This window comes from Streptomyces sp. TAA204 (genome assembly GCF_000424965.1).
Window position 1 is genome coordinate 1 of the sequence record NZ_KE384282.1, and the last position, 23,409, is coordinate 23,409.

The 23,409-nt window shown below is 70.8% G+C and carries 16 protein-coding genes; 11 read left to right on the forward strand and 5 right to left on the reverse strand.

Features of this window, described 5'->3' with window-relative positions:
- Nucleotides 1-583 precede the first annotated feature (583 nt).
- Entirely contained in the window at nucleotides 584-1,129 is a 546-nt protein-coding gene (locus H343_RS0126350) for a MarR family transcriptional regulator (protein WP_028433579.1), read from the reverse strand.
- Nucleotides 1,130-1,257: 128 nt separating this feature from the next.
- Here H343_RS0126350 and H343_RS32965 point away from each other — a divergent pair, with 128 nt between their 5' ends.
- Entirely contained in the window at nucleotides 1,258-2,586 is a 1,329-nt protein-coding gene (locus tag H343_RS32965) for an MFS transporter (RefSeq protein WP_199779004.1), read from the forward strand.
- Between the two features lie 55 nt (nucleotides 2,587-2,641).
- Here H343_RS32965 and H343_RS0126360 read toward each other — a convergent pair whose 3' ends face one another.
- A complete protein-coding gene (locus H343_RS0126360; RefSeq protein WP_028433580.1) occupies nucleotides 2,642-4,597 on the reverse strand; it encodes a SpoIIE family protein phosphatase in 1,956 nt (651 codons plus the stop codon).
- Nucleotides 4,598-4,815: 218 nt separating this feature from the next.
- Nucleotides 4,816-6,219: an NAD(P)/FAD-dependent oxidoreductase gene (locus H343_RS0126365; RefSeq protein ID WP_028433581.1), complete on the reverse strand. Its 1,404-nt coding sequence runs from the start codon at nucleotides 6,217-6,219 to the stop codon at nucleotides 4,816-4,818.
- Between the two features lie 352 nt (nucleotides 6,220-6,571).
- Here H343_RS0126365 and H343_RS0126370 point away from each other — a divergent pair, with 352 nt between their 5' ends.
- Nucleotides 6,572-7,468, forward strand: a complete 897-nt coding sequence (locus H343_RS0126370) for a helix-turn-helix domain-containing protein (protein ID WP_078506129.1) — start codon at nucleotides 6,572-6,574, stop codon at nucleotides 7,466-7,468.
- Between the two features lie 336 nt (nucleotides 7,469-7,804).
- Here the strand turns inward: H343_RS0126370 and H343_RS36165 are convergent, their stop codons facing one another.
- Entirely contained in the window at nucleotides 7,805-10,456 is a 2,652-nt protein-coding gene (locus H343_RS36165) for an asparagine synthase-related protein (RefSeq protein ID WP_486587058.1), read from the reverse strand.
- 1,034 nt (nucleotides 10,457-11,490) lie between these two features.
- Here H343_RS36165 and H343_RS0126380 point away from each other — a divergent pair.
- From H343_RS0126380 to trmB, 3 genes are all read left to right on the forward strand, one after another.
- Complete coding sequence (locus H343_RS0126380) at nucleotides 11,491-12,966, forward strand: NsdA family TPR-like regulatory protein (RefSeq protein ID WP_028433583.1); 1,476 nt, start codon at nucleotides 11,491-11,493, stop codon at nucleotides 12,964-12,966.
- Between the two features lie 546 nt (nucleotides 12,967-13,512).
- Complete coding sequence (lhgO, locus tag H343_RS32980; RefSeq protein ID WP_051266163.1) at nucleotides 13,513-14,862, forward strand: L-2-hydroxyglutarate oxidase; 1,350 nt, start codon at nucleotides 13,513-13,515, stop codon at nucleotides 14,860-14,862.
- Between the two features lie 64 nt (nucleotides 14,863-14,926).
- Nucleotides 14,927-15,676, forward strand: coding sequence for a tRNA (guanosine(46)-N7)-methyltransferase TrmB (trmB, locus tag H343_RS32985; RefSeq protein ID WP_051266103.1), 750 nt, complete (start codon nucleotides 14,927-14,929; stop codon nucleotides 15,674-15,676).
- Between the two features lie 174 nt (nucleotides 15,677-15,850).
- On the opposite strand, the gene H343_RS32990 is transcribed toward trmB, so the two are convergent.
- Nucleotides 15,851-16,750, reverse strand: a complete 900-nt coding sequence (locus H343_RS32990) for a DUF2382 domain-containing protein (RefSeq protein WP_037905324.1) — start codon at nucleotides 16,748-16,750, stop codon at nucleotides 15,851-15,853.
- Between the two features lie 248 nt (nucleotides 16,751-16,998).
- On the opposite strand from H343_RS32990, the gene H343_RS32995 reads away from it, so the two are divergent.
- The 6 genes from H343_RS32995 (at nucleotide 16,999) to H343_RS0126425 (ending at nucleotide 23,405) form a co-directional block, all read left to right on the forward strand.
- Nucleotides 16,999-18,486 carry a PrsW family intramembrane metalloprotease gene (locus H343_RS32995; protein ID WP_486587059.1) on the forward strand — a complete coding sequence of 496 codons (1,488 nt, stop codon included), beginning with the start codon at nucleotides 16,999-17,001 and terminating at the stop codon, nucleotides 18,484-18,486.
- A gap of 472 nt (nucleotides 18,487-18,958) precedes the next feature.
- Entirely contained in the window at nucleotides 18,959-19,414 is a 456-nt protein-coding gene (locus H343_RS0126405) for a hypothetical protein (protein WP_106958956.1), read from the forward strand.
- A complete protein-coding gene (locus H343_RS0126410) occupies nucleotides 19,411-20,076 on the forward strand; it encodes a hypothetical protein (protein WP_028433585.1) in 666 nt (221 codons plus the stop codon). The genes H343_RS0126405 and H343_RS0126410 overlap by 4 nt, the downstream gene beginning before the upstream one ends.
- Nucleotides 20,076-21,734 (forward strand): putative T7SS-secreted protein, encoded by a 1,659-nt coding sequence (locus H343_RS0126415; protein WP_028433586.1) that lies wholly within the window; start codon nucleotides 20,076-20,078, stop codon nucleotides 21,732-21,734. Before H343_RS0126410 ends, H343_RS0126415 begins: the two co-directional genes overlap by 1 nt.
- Before the next feature lie 39 nt (nucleotides 21,735-21,773).
- Nucleotides 21,774-22,073, forward strand: coding sequence for a YrhB domain-containing protein (locus H343_RS33000; RefSeq protein WP_051266109.1), 300 nt, complete (start codon nucleotides 21,774-21,776; stop codon nucleotides 22,071-22,073).
- 6 nt (nucleotides 22,074-22,079) lie between these two features.
- On the forward strand, nucleotides 22,080-23,405 hold the full coding sequence (locus H343_RS0126425; protein WP_028433587.1) for a YrhB domain-containing protein: 1,326 nt from the start codon (nucleotides 22,080-22,082) through the stop codon (nucleotides 23,403-23,405).
- The last annotated feature ends 4 nt before the right edge of the window (nucleotides 23,406-23,409 follow it).

Below are 23,409 nucleotides of genomic sequence, written 5' to 3' on the forward strand. Positions count from 1 at the left end.
CTCCGTGAATGCTTCATCAGCAACCACCGAAGAGCGGCACCACCGGGAGGAATCATCCCGGCATGCACAACATCCTCGCTGATCAATCTCAAAGAAACCCCACCCCACAAAACTATGAGGCACGAGGTATCAACATATCTGGCGTTGACTTTTGGCACACTGTTGAGTTCTCAAAGAACGGACGATCCCTTCAAAACCCCTCACAGGGCCTCTCCGGACGTTTCCCTCTCGGTGCAACCGACGCTATCAGACGCTTTTCCCGGTCCGAATCCCGAACCCGGATCCGCAAATCCGAAACCCCAGTCGAAGGGGGCGCCTTCCGACGCGGCCGCCACATTAGACCGTCAACCCCCACGACACAAAATCGCGCCGCACCCACTCACAACCGAACTGATATCCACCGAACCCCAACAGGCACAGCACAACCAGCCCGACCAAAGCCGGGGAAGAACCACCAACAAGAGACCGCCGCCGAAACGGCAAGAACGCCACCACGAAAACCGACCGGCCCCGCGGCAACCCGGAGGACAATACGTTTCGGTGTCCACCGTGTCAACTTGCTGCTCATGCCCCCGACCGGGGTTCAGTCCAGGTCGGTCAGCCGGCCGCCCGCGTCCGGCTGGGCGTGCTCGACCCGGCGCAGCAGCCGGGTGAGCAGCTCGCCCAGCAGGGCCCGTTCGACGTCCGTCAGGTCCTGGAGGAGTTCCTCCTCGAAGACCGAGGCCTCACGCATCACTTGGAGCCACTTCTCCCGGCCCTCGTCGGTGATGCCGATGATGACCCGTACGCGGTTCTCCTCGTCGCGCTCCCTGGTGACCAGTCCCTGGGCGAGCATGCGGTCGATGCGGTGGGTCATGGCGGCGGGGGTCAGCCCGAGGCGCCTGGCGATGGTGCCGGGCCACAGCTGGTAGGGCGACCCCGACATCACCAGTTCCTTGAGCACCTCCCACTCCGCGTGGCCGAGGCCGAGCGTGGCGAGCTGCCGTCCGTAGGCGACGTTCATCCGGCGGTCGAGCCGGCTCAGCGCGTTGACGACCTTCTCCACCCGGGGGTCCAGGTCGCGGTATTCGCGCTGGTAGATGGCGATCTGCTCGTCGAGTGAGGGCTGTTGGCCGTGCGCGGGAGGCATGGCCGGAGTATCCCACGTGAACTCGTTCGACTCGAAGACTTGCCGTGTGTACTCTTTATCTTCGAACTTTAGCTTCGAAGTCTCCTCCTCGGGGACCTGATCAGAGGTAGGTGAGTGTGACCCTGGCGATGGGCGCTGCGCTGCGCCGGATTCAGTTCGGGAACGCCCTGGCGGCGTTCGGCAACGGCTTCACCGCTCCGTTCCTGTTCGTGTACGCCTCGCGCGTGCGCGACCTCGGGGACGCGACAGCCGGTGCGGTACTGGCGGTGTTCGCCGTGTCGGCGCTCGCGGTGCTGCCCTTCACCGGCAGGGTGATCGACCGCCGGGGTCCTCTGCCGATGGCTTTCGCGGGCTCGGCCCTCGGAGCGCTGGGGGCGTTCGGATTCGGTGTCTCCGCGAGCGCCCCGTCAGTGCTGGCCTCGTCCGCCCTGATGGGGACGGGGGTGGCGGTGCTTCAGCCGGCTCTGGCGACCATGGTCGTGGCCTGCTCGACAGGCGCGACGCGTTCCCGCGCCTTCGCCACGCAGTTCTTCCTCAACAACCTCGGCCTGGGGCTCGGCGGGCTGCTGGGCGGTCTGCTGGTGGATGAGCACCGGCCCGCGACGTTCACCCTGCTGTTCGTCGTCGAGGCCGCCATGTTCGTACTCCTGGCGGTGGTGCTCGCGACGGTCCGGCTGCCGCAGGCAGCCGGCGGCGAGGTCGCGGCCGGGCGTGGCGCACAGGGAACGCGGGAGTCCGCGAACGGCTGGTCGGTGCTGTTGCGGGACCGGTCGATGGTGCTGCTGTGTGTGCTCGGGTTCGTCCTGTTCTTCGCCTGCTACGGCCAGTTCGAGTCGGGGTTGTCGGCCTACGCGGTCGAGGTCACCCGAATATCGACGTCCACACTCGGCATCGCGCTGGCCGCCAACACGGCGGTGATCGTGCTGGCCCAGTTCGTGGTGCTGCGGCTGGTGGAGCGGCGGAGGCGCAGCCGGGTGGTCGCTCTGGTGGGCGTCATATGGGCGGTGGCGTGGCTGGCCGCGGGGGCGTCCGGGCTCGTGCACGGAACGCAGGCGCTCGCGACGGCACTGCTGATCTCCACGTATGCGCTCTTCGGACTGGGCGAGACGATGCTCTCCCCCACGGTGGCGCCATTGGTGGCCGACCTCGCGCCGGCGCGGCTGGTCGGTCAGTACAACTCGGCGTTCGCCCTGGTGAAGCAGTTGGCGCTCGCCGCTGGGCCGGCTGTCGGAGGGCTGCTGGCCGCCATGGGGGCTTACGGCTTCTACATCGTGATGCTCGTGGCCTGCTCGCTCGCGGTGAGTGTGCTGGCGATATGGCTGGGACGGCGGCTGACGGCCCGCCAGGACCGTCCGTACGGGTCACTCGTGGTGGCGGGGAGCGACGCTTCCCGCCCTGAGGACGGCGCCCCGTTCGACGGGGACGCCACGAAACACGCTGTGGGCGCCGGGGTCTGACACCGGCCGGGTCCTCCGCGTACGGGGACTTCGGCCGGCCGGCCGTCGGGGCGGTTCAGGTGGCCGGCAGGGCGAATTCGCACCAGACCGACTTGCCGCCTCCGGGCGTCCTGCGCGACCCCCAGGCCGACGCGATGGTGGCGACGATGGAGATGCCGCGTCCCGCCTCGTCCACGGGGTCGGCCCTGCGGCGGCGCGGGAGGTGATCGTCCCCGTCCGTCACCTCGACGATCAGACGACGGTCGGTGCGCCGCAGACGCAGCCGCATGGGCGGTGTGCCGTGCTGGAGGGAGTTGGCGACGAGTTCGCTGGCGGCCATCACGCCCAGATCCTGCAGTTCCCTGGGGAACCGCCACGAGGAGAGGACGCCGGAGGCGAACGCGCGGGCGCGCGGGGCTGCTTCTGTGCCGCCGAGCAGGTCGAGGGCGGCGTTGTGGAACAGTTCGGCGTCCGGGCCGGTACGGGCGGGGTGCTGCAGCACGAGGACGGCCACGTCGTCGTCATGTTCCGCGGTGATGCCCAGGGAGCGAAGCAGCCGGTCGCAGACGATCTCGGGGGAGCCGGTGGCGCCGGCGAAGGCTCGTTCGAGGGTGGCGACCCCGGTGTCGATGTCGGCGTCGCGCCGCTCGACGAGGCCGTCCGTGTAGAGCACCGCGGAGGCTCCGGGCGTGAACGGCAGCGAGCAGGAGGTGTGGACCCAGCCCCCGGTGCCCAGCGGGGGCCCGGTCGGCTCGGAGGCGCGCTGCACCGCACCTTCGGTGTCGCGGACGATGATGGGCGGATGGCCTGCGGAGGCGTAGTGCAGGACGCCCTCGTTGGGGTCGTGCACGGCGTAGACGCAGGTCGCGATCTGGCTGGGGTCGATCTCGGCGGCGAGCCCGTCCAGCAGTTGCAGGACCTCGTGCGGGGGGAGGTCGAGGCGGGCGTAGGCGCGTACCGCTGTGCGGAGTTGGCCCATGACAGCCGCGGCACGCACTCCTCTGCCCATCACGTCGCCGATGACCAGGGCGGTGCGGCCGGCGCCGAGGGTGATGACGTCGTACCAGTCGCCACCGACAGCGGCTTCCGTACCGCCCGGCTGGTATGTGGCCGCGACGCGAAGGTCGTCGGGCTGCTCGAGCTCCTGCGGCAGCAGGCTGCGCTGCAGGGTGACCGCGGCTTCGCGCTGGCGGCGTTCGCTGGCGCGCAGGCGTTCGGCGGCCTCCACCTGATCGGTGACGTCCGCGGCGAAGATCAGCACACCGCTCTCGCCGTCGGCGGTGATGGGAGTGCAGGTGAAGCTGTAGAAGCCGTCGCGGGGTTCGCGGGCGTCGGTCGTCCGGCAGGGGACACGGCGCGACTTGACGGTGCGGGGCTTGCCGCTGCGCAGCACCTGGTCCATGAGGGGAAGCAGGCCGAGTTCGACGAGTTCGGGCAGTGCCTCACGGGCGGCCTCGCCGGGCGTACGGCTGCCGAAGACGGCGGTGTAGGCGTCGTTGACGTACGCGATCCGGTGGTCGGGGCCGTGCACGACTGCGGCGAGGGCGGGCACCTGGCCGAGCAGGTCGTGGACGGAGAGCGCGTCGATGCTGCGGGTGACGTGCGTACCGGGTGCGCCGTCTCCGGCGGCGAAGGCGGTGGCCCCGTCCGTGGCTCCGGCTGTGGCCCCGGCTGCAGACCCGGCTGCAGACCCGGCTGTGGGGGACGCTCCCGTCTGCGCTGCCGCGTCTGCCTGCTCGCGGGGTCCCCGGCCGCCCGTCGGTGCGGCCGCTCCGGGTGAACTGCCGACGGTCGCCGTCGCGTTCGGGTTGCCCGGCTCCGCCGGGCGGGCCGGTTCGCTGACGGAGGTGCCGTCACGGCGCTCGGCACGGGCCGCTGGGACGGCACCCGCACCATCCGCGCTCTCCACCCCGTTGGCGGTGTCCTGCTGCTCGGACTTCTGCTGCGCCTGCGCTGCCGCCCGGGCGGCTTGCGCGGCTGAGGTACGCCGCTGGGTGCCGGGCAGTCGAGCGCTCCAGCGCGTGAAATTCACGGTCGTCCGATTCCTCGTGATGGTCAGGGGACGGCCTCCCGCCGGGCCGTCGTATGGTCACTCTGTGCGGATGCGAGCCCACTCATGGTCACACGCCCCGCGTGGTGCACGGCGGAGACATTGGATCACGCGTAGGGCACCCATGAGATCACTCAGCTGCCTTTCCGTCAGGCGCCCCCGCCGGTGGCTCCGCCGGGACGTCGGGGCCCGGCCGGGCCTCAGTTCCGTTCGGTACGGCGTCCGCTGCCGGCGGCGATCTCGAACTCCGCACGGGGGTGTTCGAGCGAGCCGAGAGAGACGATCTCACGCTTGAACAGCCCTGCCAGGGTCCATTCGGCGAGCACGCGCGCCTTTCTGTTGAGGGTGGGGACACGGCTGAGGTGGTACGCCCGGTGCATGAACCAGGCGGGCCAGCCCTTCAGCTTGCGCCCGTAGACGTGCGCGACGCCCTTGTGCAGCCCCAGGGAGGCGACAGAGCCCGCGTAGGCGTGACGGTAGTCGGTCGGCGGCTCACCTCGCAGTGTGGCGGCGAGATTGTCAGCCAGTCGTCTTGCCTGACGTACGGCGTGCTGGGCGTTGGGGGCGCACAAGGCTCCCGCCTCGCCCTTCTCCCGTGAGATGAGGTCGGGTACGGCGGCGGCATCGCCGGCGGACCACGCGCCCTCGACGCCCTCGACCCGCAACCGGGCCGTGCACTTGAGTCTGCCCCGTTCGTTGAGGGGCAGGCCGGCGGCCTCGAGGACGGGGTGGGGCTTGACGCCGGCGGTCCACACGAGAGTGCGGGTGGGATGGCGCGAACCGTCGCTCAGCGCGGCCACCCTGCCCTCGCACGAGTCGAGGCGTGTGTCGAGGCGTACGTCGATGTTGCGGGCGCGCAGCTCGCGCAGGGCGTAGACGCCCATCTCGTCGCCGACCTCGGGGAGGATTCGGCCCGAGGCCTCGACGAGCAGGAACCTCAGCTCCTCCGCCCGGACGTTGTGGTAGTAGCGGCAGGCGTAACGGGCCATGTCCTCCAGCTCGGCGAGGGCCTCCACGCCCGCGTAGCCGCCGCCGACGAAGACGAAGGTCAGGGCGGCGTCGCGCACTTCGGGGTTGCGGGTGGAGGAGGCGATGTCGAGCTGTTCCAGCACGTGGTTGCGGAGCCCGATGGCTTCCTCGACGGTCTTGAAGCCGATGCCGTGGTCCGCGAGGCCGGGGACGGGGAGGGTGCGGGAGACGGAGCCGGGCGCCAGCACGAGCTCGGTGTAGGGGATCTCGACCGGGCCGGTTCCCTCCTCCTCGGTGGCGAGGGTCCTGACGCGGGCGACGCGTTCCCCGTGGTCGACGGAGACTGCCTCACCGATGACGAGCCGGCAGTCCGGGAGCACTCTGCGCAGAGGCACGACCACATGGCGCGGGGATATGGAACCGGCGGCCGCTTCGGGGAGGAACGGCTGGTAGGTCATGTAGGGCTCGGGGTCGACCACCACGATCTCGACGCCCCCCTGTGGGGCGCCGCCGCCTACGTCGCGCCCCTGTGCGGTGCGCTTGAGCTGGTGTTTCAGCTTCTGCTGCAGGCGGAGCGCCGTGTACATGCCCACGTAGCCGCCGCCGATCACGAGAATGCGCGCGGTTTCCTTCATCGCCTTCGTCACCTGTCCATGACGCACCCGGAGCAGGGTGTTTGTCCACAGGCTCAAGGAAATTGTGTGACTGACGGAACCAGACTCTCCGCTTCTTTTCCGCCCTCTGCGCGGAAAGAGTCGTCGCAGCTCAGCCGCGTGCCGGGCCAACGCCGGGCCCCCTGTGCGAAGCCCGGCCCGCGTCGCTCCTCGGCCATGCTGGGACGGCCCGGAACCCACCCCTTCTCTCACGACGCGGGCTCAACTATCTTCGTCTCGACGGGGGTGCGGCGCTACGACCACGGCGCCGGCGCCACCGGCCGCGACAGCGCGAGGGTCTCCGGGGGGAGACTTTGATGACCGGGGGAAAATAATGCGCATTCAGGGTTTTGACGGCTCTCATTCCGTGACCGCAGCCATGACGGCGGTTCCGGACAGCGGGAGCCAGGGGGCGGGAGGCGGCGTCAGGAGTATCGGCGCCGCAGGAGCAGTGGGCGGCGCCGAGAGCCCCGCAGGTACAGGGGCAGCCCCGCGCCCCACTCCGCTGCGGGTGGACGCACAGCGCAATCTGGAGCACGTACTGCGAGCAGCGCGTGAGGTCTTCGGCGAGCTGGGATACGGCGCGCCGATGGAGGACGTCGCCCGGCGGGCACGAGTGGGAGTGGGAACGGTCTACCGCCGCTTCCCGAGCAAGGACGTACTGGTCCAGCGGATAGCGGCGGAGGAGACGGCCCGCCTCACCGAGCAGGCCCGTTCCGCTCTGGGGCAGGAGGTGGAGCCCTGGTCCGCGCTCTCCCGGTTCCTGCGCACGTCGGTGGCGTCCGGAGCGGGCCGGCTGCTGCCGCCGCGCATACTCCGCGCCGACGGCTGGAGCACCGGGACGAGTTCGCCCGAGTCCGGGGCACGGGTGCCGCACCAGCGGCAGGCCGAGCACGCGCAGGACAGCCGTTCGGGACTGAGGCTCGTCGAGAACGACAGCGGCGATGCCTCCGGGCATGACCCCGGCCACGGGCAGCCGGGTGCGCCGGCAGAGCGGCCGGACGGCTTCGACGAGGACGGTGGCTGTGCGGAGTTGCTGAGCGTCGTGGGTCAGATGGTCCAACGGGCCCGGGACGCAGGAGAGTTGCGCACCGACGTGACCGTCGGCGACGTTCTGCTGGTGATAGCCACGGCCGCCCCTTCCCTTCCGGACGCGGCACAGCAGGCAGCCGCGTCCAGGCGGTTGCTCGACATACTCCTCGAAGGACTGCGCCCGCATCCCAGAGTGTGAGGCGCGCCGCACCGACCCCTTCCGCTCGACCGTTGCTGCTCCACCGGTAGTTGCCGGCATGAAGCGCGAAATCCCTCGACCGGGTGGTTGCTTCACCGGCCGTCACCCCGTGGCCGTCATCTCGTGGCCGTCACCTCGCGTCATCGCTGTGCAAGACGTGCCAGATGCCTGGCTGTGACAGCGTGCGCGAGGGACGGCGGGTGACTTCTGAGGGGCGGGAAGAGCCGAAGGACGCGGGAAACCGGAGAAGGCGGGCGGTTCGCCGTCGCAGCCTTCACACCACCGCAGCCTTCACACCACCGCGGTCGCCAAAGTCCGTCACAGTCGTCGAGTGCGTCACAGCGCGGGCCGTTCCTGTGCCGGCAGCACACCGCCCGCCACCGCCCTCTTGCGCGGCGCGGCGGAGCCCGTCCAGCAGGTGCCGCGCCGGGAGACGAGCCGCCGCAGCCACAGTTCCGTGGAGATCAGGTCGGCGAGGCCGTCGAGTGGCAGCGGTTCGCCCTCGGCGGCCGCGCGGATCGCTTTGCGCACGACTCTCGCCTCGATCAGTCCCGCGTCCGCGAGGAGGGGGGCGTCGAAGAGCTGGATGAGTTCGCCGGCGGCGGCGCGCAGCCCTGCCCGTACGGATGCCGCCTGGTGGGCGTAAGAGGGAGCGCCCCAGCCTGCGGGCAGATCGTGTACGCCCGCACCCCGCAGCACCGCGCGCAGCACGGACGCCCGAGCGCCCGGCTTGACGCGCAACGCTTCCGGGAGGTCGCGGCAGGCCCGTACGACCTGATTGTCGTAGAAGGGCGCGTGCAGCCGCTGGTTGCGGATCTCGGCGGCCTGTTCGAGTACGCGGTGATCGGCGGCCTGCCGGGCGAGCGCGGCGCGCGCGCGGCGTTCGCCGGGACGTTCGCTGGAGGAGCGGAGCCTGGCCGCGGCCTCCAGCCGCAGGGACACCTCGGCGAGTGCCTCCCCGGTCAGCCACCTCGCCGCCGGTCCGGGACGGCACCAGGTGAGCGCGGCGACGGAGGCGCCGACGGCGCCCTCACTGCCGTAGCCGCCCGCGCCGCCGAAGACGCCGAGGTCGGCAAAACCTTTCCCCATGTCGGTGCCGAGGCCGGGTCCGTTGTCCGGTCCCCGCCCGCGTCCTGACCCGTTCTGTGCGAAGCCGCCGGTACGCAGCCGGTCCGCTGTCTCCGCGATGCCGTCCCGGTACTGCGTACGGGCGAGTCTTCGTGCCGCCCGGTAGACGGTCCAGGGCACCAGGACCGACCGTCCCGGCGGTACGTCGTCCGCGCGTGCCAGCGCGGCGACGGGACGCAGCAGGTGCCGGCGGCGCCGGTCCATCAACAGGTCGGCGAGACGGGCGGGGTGGGCGTCCATCACCTGGCGGGCGCCCAGCCCGACGAGATGGTCCGAACTGCCGACCGCGAGCCGCTGCCGGTGCCGGTCCGCGACGATCAGTGAGGGGCCGGGCTCGTCGGTGAGAGGTCCCTCCAGCTCGGCGTACGGAAGGGCCTCCTCACCGGCGGCGACGACGAGATGGTGCAGCCGCGGGTTCTCCGCCATGGTGCGTGCCCGCTCCAGTTCGGCTCCGGCCGAAGTGGCGCTGGTGGCGAGGTCGTTGAAGGTGACGGCGAGAAGGCGTTCGCCGGCTTCGGCGCCGAGCGTGCCGTGGACGGTGCCGGGCATTCCGGGGAGCCCCGCGGCGAGCAGGGCGAGGGTGCCGGATGCGGGCCCGCCGGAGAGGTCTGCGCCGACGCCGGGGGCGGGGCCGCCACGGGCGGCGCGCCGGTCGGCCGGCCCCATGCCCGGGACGGGGCCGGGGTCGCGCCCGTCCGCGCCGCGGGCGGCGTGGCCGTTGGCGCCGTATCTGCCGGTGCCGGTGCCTGCGCCGGTGCCGGTGCCGGTGCCGGTGCCGGTGCCCGCTGTGCCTGTGCCGCCCGCACTGGCTCTGCCGCTGTTTCTGCCGCTGTTGCTGCTGCGGTCTGCGCCGCTGTGCCTGCCGGTCCCGGCGGCGCCGTGACCGGCGTGGGAGCCGTGGGCGTAGGCCCCGTTGGTGCCGAAGGCGCCGCTGGCGGCGTTGTCCCCGTAGACACCGTTGGCGGCGTTGGCGCCGTTGGCGGCGTGCTCGTAGACGCTGCCGCGGTCGCCGCCACCGTTGTACGCGCCGCCGTACGCGCTCCCCGGCCCGGCTCCCCCGCCGTACGGATCGCCGTACGGATCGGTGCCGTACGCCGCCCCACCCGCCGTCTCGTAAGCCGCCGCCCCCGGCGCGTACCCGCCCCCGTGCCCCAGGTCGCTCTCCGACGCGTGCCGCGGCGCGGCCAGCCGTGCCCGTACCGCTTCGACCAGCGCGTCGCGCACCGCCGCCACCGCCGTGTCGGGGTCGACGGGCGGCGGTGCGGAGACGACGAGCGAGGCGGTGGGCTCGTAGCTGGTGATCTCGCGGCTGCCGCCCTCGCGCAGGATCAGTGCGTGCCCGGGCGGTACGCGCCGCACCCCGGCGTACGGTGTGCCCTCGCCCAGCGCCTCGGGCGCGTCGGGGCAGGCGAGCAGGGCGCCGAGGTGACCGATGTCGAGTTGCGCCTCGATGAGGTCGGCGAGGGGGAGGGCGGCGGTGGCGTAGGCGGTGCCGCCCTCCCAGGGGGTGTGGAAGACGGGGCGGACGCCGGCGAGGTCGGCGGAGACGGTGAGGCGGCGGCCGACGCAGGCGACGGCCGTGTAACTGCCGGGCCAGGCCGTCAGATGGCGGTATGCGCCGCCGCGTGCGGCGGTGAGTCCGGCCCGCAGTTCGGCGTCGCTCGCGCCGCAGCAGCCGAAGACGGCGAGGCGGTTGCCGTCGGCGTGGACGACGCGCACTTCGTCGGGGCGCCAGTCACCGACGGCCCACAGGGGGTCGGGGTCGCTCCACAACAGCTGGGCGCCCACCGGCTGCAGGGAGTGGTGAGCCGGCGGGCCGCCTCGGGGAGCGGCGCTGCTCCACCCCACCAACCATCGCATCGCCGCCCGCCTCCGCTGCCTGGAAATGACGCCGTGTGTGGGCGTCCCGTCAGCTGCCCTTGCGGCCATGTTGCCACGAGACGGGTACACGAGAGGCGTGAAAGGGGCGCATATCTGGCTTCAACGCGCCGTCGGCGAACGCGGGTTGCGCGGAGCGTGCGCCTGTCCCGACGACCCGGTCAGACGTACGTGCGGAGTCCGGCGGGGCCTGGGCACCGTGGCCGGCACCGGCATATTCCACTGGCGTCGGCACCGGGCACCGCACGACTGACCGATGTTATTCGGCCAAGTATGAGCCTGTGGACGGACGTTGACGCCACCTCACCGTCTCACCCACCGGACCCGTGAAGCCTACGCGCCGTGTTCACCGCGCCCTCCCCGCGAGCCGGCGGCGAACCCCGTGAACGGCTTACGGGGTGCCCCGGGACGCGGCCGGCACGGAGGCGGAGAGTCCCGCGGCGGGCGGCGGAACTGCCGGACGAAGAGCAGGGGACGGCGTGGCCCGGAAGGCTTCTCCAACCTCCCGAGCCGGACCCGTCGCCCGCGGGGAATGGGGCGGCGGTTTCCCCCAGCCCACTGGTCCAGTGCAGCGGGCCGACCCACGCACCTTCCATGGAACCGCCCCCCGACGAGGCCGCACAGGCGCATGCGCAGGCGCACGACCACACACCCGGAGCACGGCCGCGATGACGTTATCCGACGGTTTCCGCACACGATTTCGGCCGACTGCCGTGGACCGCCCCGGGGTTGGCACGTGACGGACGCACGTACACGCGGACAGTCACGGATGTGCGCCGTCCCCGCTTCCCGCACATGTCCATTCCCCGGTTCGCGCACGGACACGAATCCCGCCATCCACTTCGGCGGCCCTTAACGGTAGGGATGCGGCGAACTACGCTAAGTCCTCAGTGCGTCCCGCGCCGTGCCCGGTGCAGGGAGGCATCCCGTGTCCTTCGCACGGGTAGTAGGTGCCTCACCCCGGTCTGGCGCCGGGCAGGGAGGCGGCCGTCGGTGTGTGTCAGGGGTGTGCGCGCATGTCCAGGGAGCCACGCGGGCCGAATGAGAAACTCGGTACCGTTCTCGCCCTCGCGGGGATCAGCAACGCCGGACTCGCCCGCAGGGTCAACGACTTGGGCGCGCAGCGCGGTCTGACGCTCCGCTACGACAAGACGTCGGTCGCCCGCTGGGTCTCCAAGGGCATGGTCCCGCAGGGCGCCGCTCCGCATCTCATAGCGTCCGCGATCGGCAGCAAGCTCGGGCGTCCCGTTCCACTGCACGAGATCGGACTCGCGGACGCCGACCCGGCTCCCGAAGTCGGCCTGGCCTTCCCGCGCGACGTACGCGCCGCCGTGAAGTCGGCCACAGACCTCTACCGTCTGGATCTGCACGGCGGTCGGCGCGGCGGTGGCGGCATCTGGCAGTCCCTCGCGGGTTCCTTCGCGGTCAGCGCGTACGCGACGCCCGCGTCCCGCTGGCTGATCACCCCGGCCGACAGTTCCGTCGCGCGGGACCCGGAGACCGCCGCGAGCAGCGCCGAGCACGACGGTTCCGCCGAGAACGAGCAGGGCCAGGGCGACGACTCCCTCTCGCCGCTGCGCGTCGGCCACACCGATGTGGCGAAACTGCGCGAGGCGGCGGACGAGGCGCGCCGCTGGGACTCCAAGTACGGCGGCGGCGACTGGCGTTCGTCGATGGTCCCGGAGTGTCTGCGCGTCGACGCGGCGCCGCTGCTGCTCGGCGCGTACACCGACGAGGTGGGGCGTTCCCTCTTCGGCGCGACGTCCGAACTCACCCGCCTCGCCGGGTGGATGGCCTTCGACACCGGGCAGCAGGAGGCGGCGCAGCGCTACTACATCCAGGCGCTGCGGCTCGCCCGCGCCGCGGCCGACGTACCACTGGGCGGGTACGTGCTGGCGTCGATGTCGCTGCAGGCCACCTACCGGGGCTTCGCCGACGAGGGCGTCGATCTCGCCCAGGCGGCCGTCGAACGCAACCGCAGCCTGGCGACGGCCCGCACCATGAGTTTCTTCCGTCTCGTCGAGGCCCGCGCGCACGCGAAGGCCAACGACTCCCACGCGTGCGGCGCGGCCCTGTCCGCGGCGGAGAGCTGGCTGGAACGCGCCCGTGAGGGCGACGCGGACCCCTCGTGGCTGGACTTCTACTCCTACGACCGTCTCGCCGCGGACGCCGCCGAGTGCTACCGCGACCTGAAGGCGCCGCGCCAGGTGCGCCGCTTCACCGAGAAGGCGCTGTCGAAGCCGACGGAGGAGTTCGTACGGTCGCACGGGCTGCGGCTGGTCGTCTCGGCGGTGGCGGAGCTGGAGTCGGGGAACCTGGACGCGGCGTGCGCGGCCGGTGCGCGAGCCGTCGAAGTGGCTGGGCGCATCTCCTCGGCGCGCACCACCGAGTACGTACGTGACCTCCTGAACCGGCTGGAGCCCTACGGGCACGAGCCGCGGGTCGCGGAGCTGCGCGAGCAGGCGAGGCCGCTGCTGGCGGCGCCGGCGTGAGAGGCCGCGGTGGGTGGCCCGGTCCGTCCGTGAGCGGCGGACGGGCGGCCTGCGTGAGCGGCTTGCCCTGAGCGGCCTGCGTGAGCGGCTTGCCTGAGCGGCCTGCGTGAGCGTCGCGTGTGAAGAGGCGTGCGCGAGGCACGTACTTCAGGCGCGTACCGAGAGGGCGTGCGTGAGTCCCGGAGCTGAGGCGCGCATGTGAGGCGCGCACCCGAGTCCCGCGAGCCCCCGTGCGTGACCGATGTACCGGGATGCCCGCATGAGGGGTGACGCCAGCCCGCCGGGGGTAGTGACCGGGCGGACGGGACGGCTCCGTCGTGCCCGGCGTCGTACGCGCGTGACCGGCAGCCTCGTGACCTGTGTCGCAGCCGATTGTCGGTGGTGCGGTTCATGATGGACCACGTGCCCTTTGATGCCACCGCCGCCGCTGATGCCGTCCCTGCCGAGGCCGTCACCGCCGCCACCGATGACAGCTCCGCCGGCGCCGCCGTCACCGCGGGCGCCGCCGGCACCACGTACACGACCGGCACCACCACGGGGAGGGTCATGCCAGCGCGGACGACGCCGGAGGGCTCCCGGCGCGCGGGCTCACCGGCGGGATACGACTGCGATGTGCTGATCGTGGGCGGCGGCATCGTCGGCCTGTCCACCGCGTACGCGATCACGCGCGCGGCGCCGGGCACGCGCGTGATCGTCCTGGAGAAGGAGCAAGGGCCCGCCCGTCACCAGACCGGGCGGAACAGCGGCGTGATCCACAGCGGGATCTACTACCGCCCCGGCTCGCTCAAGGCACGCTTCGCGGTGCGTGGAGCGGCGGAGATGACGGATTTCTGCGCGGAGCACGGCATCGCGCACGAGGTCACGGGCAAGCTGATCGTCGCCACGGAGCGCGAGGAGCTGCCGCGGCTGCACGCACTGATCCAGCGGGGCAGGCAGCACGGCATTCCGGTGCGGGAGTTGGGCCCTGCCCAGATCGCGCAGCGCGAGCCGCACGTACGGGGCCTGGCCGCCATCGACGTCGGCACGACGGGTGTCTGCGACTTCGGGGCGGTGGCCGCGCGGCTGGCTCGTCTCGCCGAGGACGGCGGCGCCCAGGTGCGGTACAGCGCCCCGGTCACGGCCGTCGACCGGTGGCCCGGCAGGGGTGTGGCCGTGCGGGTGGGTGCACCTGCGGCGGGTACGTCCGCGCGCGGCGGGGCGGTACGGGCGCAGGGCCCCGGCAGCACGCAGAGCCCCGGCGGCGCGCACACCTCCGTCGTACGCGCCCGCACCATGGTCAACTGCGCGGGCCTGCACTGCGACCGGATCGCGCAGCTGACCGGTGACCGGCCGGCGGCCCGCATCGTCCCCTTCCGCGGTGAGTACTTCGAGCTGGACCACACCCGTGCGGACCTGGTGCGCGGCCTGGTCTACCCCGTTCCCGACCCCGCCTTCCCCTTCCTCGGCGTCCACCTCACCCGCGGCGTCGACGGAAAGGTCCACATCGGGCCGAACGCCGTTCCCGCCCTCGCCCTTGAGGGATACGACTGGGCCACGGTGCGCCCCCGCGAAGTGGGGACGGTGCTGGCCCACCCCGGCACATGGCGCATCGCCCGCCGCCACTGGCGTTACGGGGCGGGGGAGTTGCGCCGCTCCCTGTCCAAGAGCGCCTTCACCGCCGCGGTGCGAAGACTGCTGCCGGAGATCACCGAGAGCGACCTGATACCGGCCCCCGCCGGCGTACGCGCACAGGCCGTGCTGGCGGACGGGACACTCGTCGACGACTTCCTCATCACCGAGGGGCAGCACGCCGTCCATGTGCTCAACGCCCCCTCCCCCGCGGCGACGGCCTCGCTGCCGATCGGCCGTGAGGTGGCGGCGCGGGCGCTGAAGTCGCTGGGGGCGACCGCCCGCTGAGGTCACGCCCTCGCGGTCTCCGTCACGCCCTTAAAATGGAAGCACTGTGTCTGAGAAACCCGCCATGTTCCCGGACGGCACCGGCCCTTCCGCCGACCCGGCCGGTTCGCATCACGAGCGCCGCATCCGCAGCTTCCAGCCCCGGCGCAGCCGCGTCACCGCCGGGCAGCGCGCGGCGCTGCGCCGCCTGTGGCCCCGCTGGGGCTTCGACATCGACGGCCTGCGCCGTATCGACCTGGAGGAGCTGTTCTCCGGCGAGGAGCACCCCGGCCGGTCCGGGGCAGCCCGCCCCGTCGTCCTGGAGATCGGCTTCGGAATGGGGGAGGCGACCGCGCAGATGGCGGCCGCCGAGCCGGGGACGAACCTGCTGGCGGTGGACGTGCACACTCCCGGCCAGGGCAATCTGCTGCGCCTCGCCGACGAGCGCGGTCTGTCCAACGTCCGTGTGGGAAACGGCGATGCGATCATCCTGCTCCGCGAGATGCTCGCTCCCGGCTCGCTCTCCGGGCTGCGCGTCTACTTCCCGGACCCGTGGCCGAAGAAGCGGCACCACAAGCGCCGCCTGATCCAGCCGGAGTTCCTCGACCTGGCGGCGGGCCCTCTGCGTTCCGGCGCCACGGTGCACTGTGCGACGGACTGGGAGCCCTACGCGGAGCAGATGCTCGACGTCCTGTCCGGACACCCGGAGTACGAGAACACGCAGCTCGACGGGGGGTTCGCGCCGCGCCCCGCGATCCGGCCGCGTACGCGCTTTGAGGGGCAGGGGCTGGAGAAGGGGCACAAGGTCCGCGACCTGCTCTTCCGCCGTCGCTGAACGCACCCTTCCGCCGTCCGCAGCCGGGGGCGAGCCGCACGGCAGACTGCCCCGTGGCCCGGGCCCCTGGCCCCGGCCACGGCAGCAGTCGCTCCTTCGCCCTCCCGCCGGGCCCGGGCCGGCTTCACGGGCCCCGGCCCGGTCCGGCGGTGAGGTCGTCCCGTCACGCCGGGTTCAGCCGGCGGAGGTGTCGTCGATCCCCTCGACCTCGATCCGCTCCTTGCGGACCTGCCCCCGCACGGTCTCCTGCGTGACGTGCTCTTCGGTGACGAGGCGGATACGCTCCACCGGCACCGCCTCGGTCTCCACGACCGGACGTTCGTCGTGCAGGACGACCTCGTAGGTGTCCTCCGCGATGTCCGGACCGTTCATCGCCTCCTGCCTGTTGGCCTCCGTGATCGGCTCGCGTTCGATGCGAACCTCCTCGTGCCGGACCGGGACAGCCTCTTCGACGTCCTCCGTCACGACGTACTTCACCAGCCGGGCCCGTCCTGTCTCGACCCGTTCCGTGCCCACACGCAGGCGCTCCTCCGAGCGCGTCATGGCGTCCTGTCCGGTCGGCGGACCGCTCCGGGCGCCTTCACGCCCGTACGGCACCGCCCCTGCCGACGCCGCTCCCGCGGGCACCGCGCCCGGCTCCTGAACCGGCTGATCCTCGGGGCTCTCGGCTTCGGTGCCCGCGGTGTCCGTGTCCCCCGCGGTGTAGGCGCTGCTCGAAGCACCCGACGCTCCGAGACCGGCCTGCGTAGCGGCGTCGTTCCAGTCGAATCCGTAGAAGTTGTAGAGCTCACGCTCCTGTTGTTCGGTGAGACGTCCGTGCTCGACGTCCATGTGGGGGGCGTCCTTCACCTTGGTCTTCGCGACGGGGACCTCGAGGTGGTCGTCCACCACACGGCCCTCGTGGATGGGTACGAACGTCTCCTGCGTGCCGAAGAGACCGGTACGGACCGTGGCCCACTCCGGCTCACCCGTGCGTTCGTCGAGGAAGACGTGCCGGGCCTCGCCTATCTTCTTGCCTTCCGCGTCGTAGATCATGTGGTCGACCACGGCAGGGATCTGCTCCTGGGAGATCATGAAGTGCCTCCTACTCCCAATGGCGTATCGCTCCGCTTCCAGACAAACGCCGTATCGAACAGCGCGCCTGCCCGTACCAGAACATTCATCCTCAAATCAGGCCAGATGGATGAATTCCTATCCACAACGGTAACTCCGGACGCCCCTCCCGGCAGTCCGGCGCCTCCCGTGAAGCCCCCACCGGCCAATCCTCGGGCAATCCGGAGCACCCACCGCCGGGCCGCCGCCCACGTCGTTACTGTCGAGTGGTGGACGACGAGGCTTCCGGCGCACCTGACGCGCCCACTTACGCGGACCGCCGCTACGCGAACGGGCAGAATGCCGCAACCCCGGGCGCTGACACGACGAGTGCGGGCCCTCAGCCCCACCCTTCCGACCAGCACCCGCCGCACCCGCAGCTCCACCCGGTGCCCGCCTATGCCCAGCAGCCCCAGTTCCCCGCGATGCCCGCCTCCCCGGCGGACTGGCGCTACCGGCCGCCCGCGACGCCGTCCTGGTGGCACCGGCACCGCCGTACGCTCCGCGCCCTGACCCTGGTCACCGTGCTCGCGCTCTGCGGCCTGGTCATCCTCGGCCTCGTACGCCAGCAGACCGGCACCGCCGGCCTCTTCGTCGGCCTCGGCCTCGCCGTACTGCCCGTACCACTGCTGATCGCCGCATTCCGCTGGATCGACGGAGTGGAGCCGACGCCCTGGCGCAACCACTTCTTCGCCTTCGCCTGGGGCGCGTGCGCCGCCACCCTCGTCGCCCTCCTCACCAACAGCCTCGCCACCAACTGGCTCTCCACCTCCGTCGCCGAATCCCCCGGCCACGCCGACGTCCTGGGCGCCACCGTCGTCGCCCCGATCGTCGAGGAGACCGCGAAGGGCGCGGCCGTACTGCTGCTCTTCCTCTTCCGCCGGCGTGACTTCGACGGAGTCATCTCCGGCATCGCCCTCGCGGGCATCACCGCCACCGGCTTCGCCTTCACCGAGAACGTCCTCTACCTGGGCACCGCCTTCGGCGAGGACCAACTCGTCGCCCCGAACGCCCTGTACGAGTCCGTGACGGCCATGACGTTCTTCATCCGCATCGTCCTGGCCCCCTTCGCGCACCCCCTCTTCACCGCGTTCATCGGCATCGCCCTCGGCATCGTCGCCGCCATGCCCGGCATGCGGCGCGCCCTGCGCGGCCTGCTCCCCGCGCTCGGACTGCTGACGGCGGTGCTGCTGCACGCCATATGGAACGGTTCCGCCTCACTGCCGGACCTGACGTTCCTCGCGGTCTACGCCCTCTTCATGATCCCCGTCTTCGCCGCCCTGACCTGGCTGGCGATCTGGTCACGGCGGCAGGAACTGCACACCGTCCGCGACACCCTGCCCGCGTACGCGGCGGCCGGCTGGCTCGAACCGTCCGAACCGTGGGCCCTGGCCTCCATGCGCGCCCGCTCACTCGCCCGTTCGCTGGCCCGCCGTACGCACGGGCCCACCGCCGCACGCACCGTCGCCGAGTACCAGCACTTCGCCACGTCCCTCGCACTGCTGCGCGCCCGCGCCCTGCACGGCACCCCGGCCCCCGACTTCCACGCACGCGAACAGGAACTCCTCCACCACATCTGGCACCGCCGCGCCGTCGCCGGACCCGCGACAGCCTCCGCCGCGCACAGCCTCAACCCGCCCCGGCCCACCGGGCCCTGGGGCGGGCCGCCACCTCCGCAGCCCTCCCCGTACGGGCCCCAGCACTTCCCCGTCCGCTAGCGAGGCCCTCCGGCCGGAGCACGGACCAGGACCGATCGCAAGAAGGAACCGGTACAACCTTCGCGCTTACCCGCATGTCCCAATACACGGTGATGATGCGGCAGTTGGCGGCAGCGCCCCGGGGAAGGGACGCGCAGAGGACGCCAGGACGCGGCACCGCGGCGAAGAAGCGCCACAGCGCGGGGTTTCCACCGCCCGTGCCCGGCAGGCCCTTCGCCGGCGGCGGCCTGCTCTGCCCGCTGAACCGGCCCGCGGGCCCGGGGAGTCAGGCCGCTCCCCCCGGACCCGCGGGCCTCCGCGGGTCCGTCAAGCTGTCGCCACCCGTACGTGGACCGGGAATGCGCCGCAGACCGTCACATGTTCCCCTCCGTCGGCACCGACCACGTTCACCGTGTATCGCTTGATGGAGGCAGCACCCAACTGCCACCATGCGGCCCGTCGGTTGGGATGTGCAGCGAGGGTGGGGGCGGTTTTGCAGCTGGCTGACTTGGTGGCCGCCGAGCAACAGGCGAGAGAAGACGCCGCCGCCGCACGGCAGGAGTTCCTGGACTTCCTCGACGGATTCCGGCACACGGCTGTCCTGGTACCGCTCGACGACAAGGGCAGCCTGTGGACCGCCGAACTGGGCGGAATCCTCTGGATTCTGGCCTTCTCCGACGAGGAGGCCCTGGCCCGCTTCGCGCTCACCCGCCGCGAGCTGGACGTTCACCGGCCCTCCGCGGGCCTGGACGAAAGCACGCAAGCCTGGGACTACCGGAAAGTGCTGGGGTGGCGGCTGCTCGACGCCATCGTCCCCGCCGTGGGACAGCCCTGTGGGGTGGCGCTGGATGCCGGCAGCGACGACGGGCAAGTGCTGCCGCCCGTGACCGGGATCGTCCCGGACAAGGCGACGGTGGAGGCATACACGGTGAACAGGGACGGCACATGAGTGGTGGCGACGCGGACCTCGTCGCGCCCGAGGAAGCACTGAAGCTGATCACCAAGGGCATCACGGACACTCTTGCCGAACTGAAGGAACTCGGCCTCGTCGGTGAGGCAAGCATGGGCCGTGGCTTCTCCGATCTGACGCTGACCGGGGTGCAGTTGGGGCATTCAGGTCTGACCTCCACGTTCGAGTCCTTCTGCGAACGATGGGAATGGGGCGTACGCACGCTCGTCCAGGAAGGCAACTCCTTCGCCCAGAAGGTGGGGCTCTCAGCAGGTGCGCTGCACGAGCAGGACCAGTACATCCAGGGCGCGTTCAAGGTGCTCACGAACTCGGCGATGGGTAATCCGTACGCCACCGAGGAAGAGATCACCGAAAAGTCCTGGGGTGAGGTGACCTCCAGCAACCCCTACACGCACATCCGCGACGCGGACTTCAGCGCGAAGTCCTTCCAGGAGGCCCAGGACAACAGCGTGCAGGCGTGGAAGAACACCGCCTGGGACGTGAGCGACGCAAGCGGGTCGCCTGCCCTGCAAGGCATCAATCACGGAATCGACGCAGCGGGCCTGCGCGATGAGGTGGACGCGGGAATGCGCCAGACGCTGGGCCCTTCCCCGGAGGAACAAGAAGCCCAGGCCCGGCAGCAGGGCGAAGGTGAACGCTGATGGGCATCACCGACTCATTCGGGGACGTCGTCGAGAGCGGCAAGAACCTCGTGAACGAAGGCTTGTCCGTCGCCGAGGAAACTGTCGAGGACGGCAAGGAGGTCCTCGGCAGGGGCATCGACATCAGCACCGGCTGGACCGGTGACGGGCTGGAGTCCCTGGGCTTCGAAGGCGCCGCGGACCGTGTCGAGGACTGGGGCGACGAGACCGCCTCGTCACTCGGCGCGAAGGTGGACGAGCAGCAGCTCGGTCAGACCGAGGAAGCCAACGAACTGGTCCACGGCTCCCCTGCGGACATCACCTCGACGGCGAAGCATCTGCGGGACTTCCAGGGCGCGTTCGAGCGGGTCGGGCGAGGCATGCGCAAACTGGACTCCTCGCACTGGAAGGGCGAGGCGGCGAACGCCTTCCGCGACAAGTTCGCCATGCATCCCACGAAATGGTTGCGCGCCGCGGACGCCTGCGAGAAGGCCGCCATGGCGCTGGATTCGTATGCCGACACCGTCAAGTGGGCGCAGCAGCAGGCCCAGGACGCCATCGACACGTACAGGAAGGGCCAGGACGCCTCCGAGAAGGCGGAGAAGGCCGACGACCCGCCGGACAAGGACCCCGGTGACGCGCACCGCGAGCGGGCCCACGAGATCCTGAACGAGGCACGCCGTCAGCGCAACAGCGCCGCGGAGACGGCGGAGAGAACCGTGAAAGCAGCTCTCGCGCACGCCCCGTCGGAACCGCCCCCGCTGGACCGTGCCACATCCACAGTCATGGACGCCCACGGCGCCGCAGCGGTCGAGCTCAACCACGTCATCGGCGGCGTGGTCAAGGGGGGCGCGGGTGTCCTCAACTTCGCACGGGGGCTCAACCCCACGGACCCCTACAACCTGACCCACCCCGCGCAGTACGGCCAGAACGTCAACATGACGCTGGCGGGGCTGGTTTCGACGGCGGCACACCCTGAACGCATCCCGCAGGCCCTCTACGAGAGCTTCAAGAAGGACCCGAGCGAGGCCATCGGCCGGCTCATCCCCGAACTCATCGGCACCAAGGGCGCCGGCTCGCTCCGTACGGGCGTCCGCGTCGCCGCACGTGAGGGTACGGAAGCCGGGGCGGAGAGCGCCGCCCGGAACGCGGCACGGCACGGGCCGGACGCTCCCAAGAACTGGAACGACCTCGCCCAGGCCACGAAGGACGTCAAGGAAAAGGCGGTTCACGCCGATTCGGTGTCGCCGCAGAAGGCTCAGGAATTCCTCGACGATCAATATCCGTGGCTACGGGACGTCAATAACACAGGACGCCCAGGTTACACAGATAACTGCACTCACAATGTCGTCACCGTCGACAAACGACTGGACGGACACGAAGTCTCCGCAGCGCCGAAGCCCAGGCCGGACCACCTTCCTCCAGAGGCTCTGGGCCTCAAGAACAGGGCTGTCGGCCATTACGACATGGTTAAAAGCTACGACGACTTGATCAAGGATCTCAACTCAAGAGGCGACGACGCACGAAGCGTTGTCTATGTATCCCGCCCGAACAATACCGCGCACGTGTTCAATGCAGTGAAAACAGACCATGGTGTAGTCTTCCTGGACGGTCAGTCCGGAACGCTGGCCAAGCTCGAACGTGACGTGACCAGCATCGGACATATTCCGTACCGATAGAAGCCGCTCACCCTTCAAGTCGGAAAGTTTTGAACCACGATGTCACTCTCGCAGGATGAAGCCCACCAAGCGGCGCAGAAGTTCCTTGACCGCATTTACTCGGACACTTCGATGACGATCGTCCTGGAGACCGAGGCCACAGAAGAGTACCCATGGGCCTACACGGTCAAATTCGATTCTCAGGAGCACATCGACACCGGAGAGTTCGCAAAGGCACCCTTCACACGCGTGGTCATTGTTCCCAAGAGCGGAGAAGTTCCCTATTTCCCGCCGACCAACATGACCACAGCGGAATTCTACGAACACCTCACCGCGAACGAATCCCCCACCGGAGCCTGACGCAACATGGTCGACCCCCGGCAGCAGGCACTCACCTGGCTGAACGACACCTACCGCGGCCTCGTCGAACTGTCCCCTCCGGACCCGGTGGCAGAGGATGCGGCGACCTGGCTCTTCGGCTGCCGCACGAAGCCGCAGCCCAGCTACCCGTCAACTCCCATGCTGGCGGCCTCCGTTGTCGTACCGAAGGACGACAGCATGCCGCCCTTCCACCCGGCAGCCGACGACCCTCACGGGGATGTGGCGGCCTTCGGCCGGGCACCCTCTCCTCGTACGCCGGAGGCTCAGGCACGCAAGCTCAACTCCCGGGGCTGCGTCGTCGCGGTCCACTCCTCCTTCAACGGCGCGCCGTCCCAGCCACTGCCGTGGTCGCCAGCCCACGAGGCACCCGGCTGGTGGCAACTGCTGATGCGGCGGTACTTCCCGCAGGCGGAGCAGGTGGACTGCGCGAGTTGGGACGAGGTGATCGGCGCGTTGCAGCACACCGGTCCGGGCACCCAGGGTCCGGTGTGGGTGCGCCGTGAGACCGCAGGTGTGGAGACGAGCGGACATCTCGTCCACGTGCACCTTGACGAGGACGGCCAAGCCGTCTTCCTCGACGGGATGACCGGCGGACTCGCACGCTTGGACCCGGAAGGCGTACGCAGCCTGACCCTCGCCCGTACCAAGCCGACGAGCGGCCAACAGCCCGCCGCACAGGCCACATCGGCCCCCTGGAAGGCGGAGGCGGGCGACTTCACCGCTGCTGTCGTCAAGGCGGAGACGTGGCTGCGGCGAACGTACGAGCAGCCTGTCGTTCTCGTAGATCCCGTGCCCGCAGACGAGTTGGACCGGGGCTGGCTGTTCGCATGCAACACGGAGACATACGTCCACAACGGCGACTGGACACAGGCGATGCTGGACGCGGCAGTCGTCGTGCCCAAGGCGCCGGGTTCCGAACCGTTCCACCTCTCCAACGCCTATCCCTGGCACTGGCTCGACGCCTGGAACCGCGGCCGCGAACCTGGCGACGGTGTCCTCCCCCTGCCACCGGAACCCGGCCCGGCGGCAGCCTGGCTGCCGCCGACACTCAAGGAGCTGGGCTCGACCATCTCCGTCTCCGAAGTCGCCGAGTGGAACGCCGTGTTCGACGAACTACGCGCCATGCCCGTCGGCGCGCGCGCTCTGGTGTGGGTACGGCGCTGGGACACCCGCGGGCGCGAGTCCGTCGGATACCTCCTCACCGGCTTCCACGCCGGAGACGGCGCCGGAATCCTCGACGGCTCCGCCAACCCGGTGAGTGACCTCAACCCGGTGGCGGCCAACAGCTTCCGCGTCGTCCGCTACCGCTGAGGAC

What these genes read in the sequence shown, in the direction of transcription:
- H343_RS0126350 (WP_028433579.1), bottom strand. Translation starts at nt 1,129, where the DNA reads ATGCCTCCCGCGCACGGCCAACAGCCCTCACTCGACGAGCAGATCGCC.
- H343_RS32965 (WP_199779004.1), top strand. Translation starts at nt 1,258, where the DNA reads ATGGGCGCTGCGCTGCGCCGGATTCAGTTCGGGAACGCCCTGGCGGCG.
- H343_RS0126365 (WP_028433581.1), bottom strand. Translation starts at nt 6,219, where the DNA reads ATGAAGGAAACCGCGCGCATTCTCGTGATCGGCGGCGGCTACGTGGGC.
- H343_RS0126370 (WP_078506129.1), top strand. Translation starts at nt 6,572, where the DNA reads ATGCGCATTCAGGGTTTTGACGGCTCTCATTCCGTGACCGCAGCCATG.
- H343_RS36165 (WP_486587058.1), bottom strand. Translation starts at nt 10,456, where the DNA reads ATGCGATGGTTGGTGGGGTGGAGCAGCGCCGCTCCCCGAGGCGGCCCG.
- H343_RS0126380 (WP_028433583.1), top strand. Translation starts at nt 11,491, where the DNA reads ATGTCCAGGGAGCCACGCGGGCCGAATGAGAAACTCGGTACCGTTCTC.
- lhgO (WP_051266163.1), top strand. Translation starts at nt 13,513, where the DNA reads ATGCCAGCGCGGACGACGCCGGAGGGCTCCCGGCGCGCGGGCTCACCG.
- trmB (WP_051266103.1), top strand. Translation starts at nt 14,927, where the DNA reads ATGTTCCCGGACGGCACCGGCCCTTCCGCCGACCCGGCCGGTTCGCAT.
- H343_RS32990 (WP_037905324.1), bottom strand. Translation starts at nt 16,750, where the DNA reads ATGATCTCCCAGGAGCAGATCCCTGCCGTGGTCGACCACATGATCTAC.
- H343_RS0126410 (WP_028433585.1), top strand. Translation starts at nt 19,411, where the DNA reads ATGAGTGGTGGCGACGCGGACCTCGTCGCGCCCGAGGAAGCACTGAAG.
- H343_RS0126415 (WP_028433586.1), top strand. Translation starts at nt 20,076, where the DNA reads ATGGGCATCACCGACTCATTCGGGGACGTCGTCGAGAGCGGCAAGAAC.
- H343_RS33000 (WP_051266109.1), top strand. Translation starts at nt 21,774, where the DNA reads ATGTCACTCTCGCAGGATGAAGCCCACCAAGCGGCGCAGAAGTTCCTT.
- H343_RS0126425 (WP_028433587.1), top strand. Translation starts at nt 22,080, where the DNA reads ATGGTCGACCCCCGGCAGCAGGCACTCACCTGGCTGAACGACACCTAC.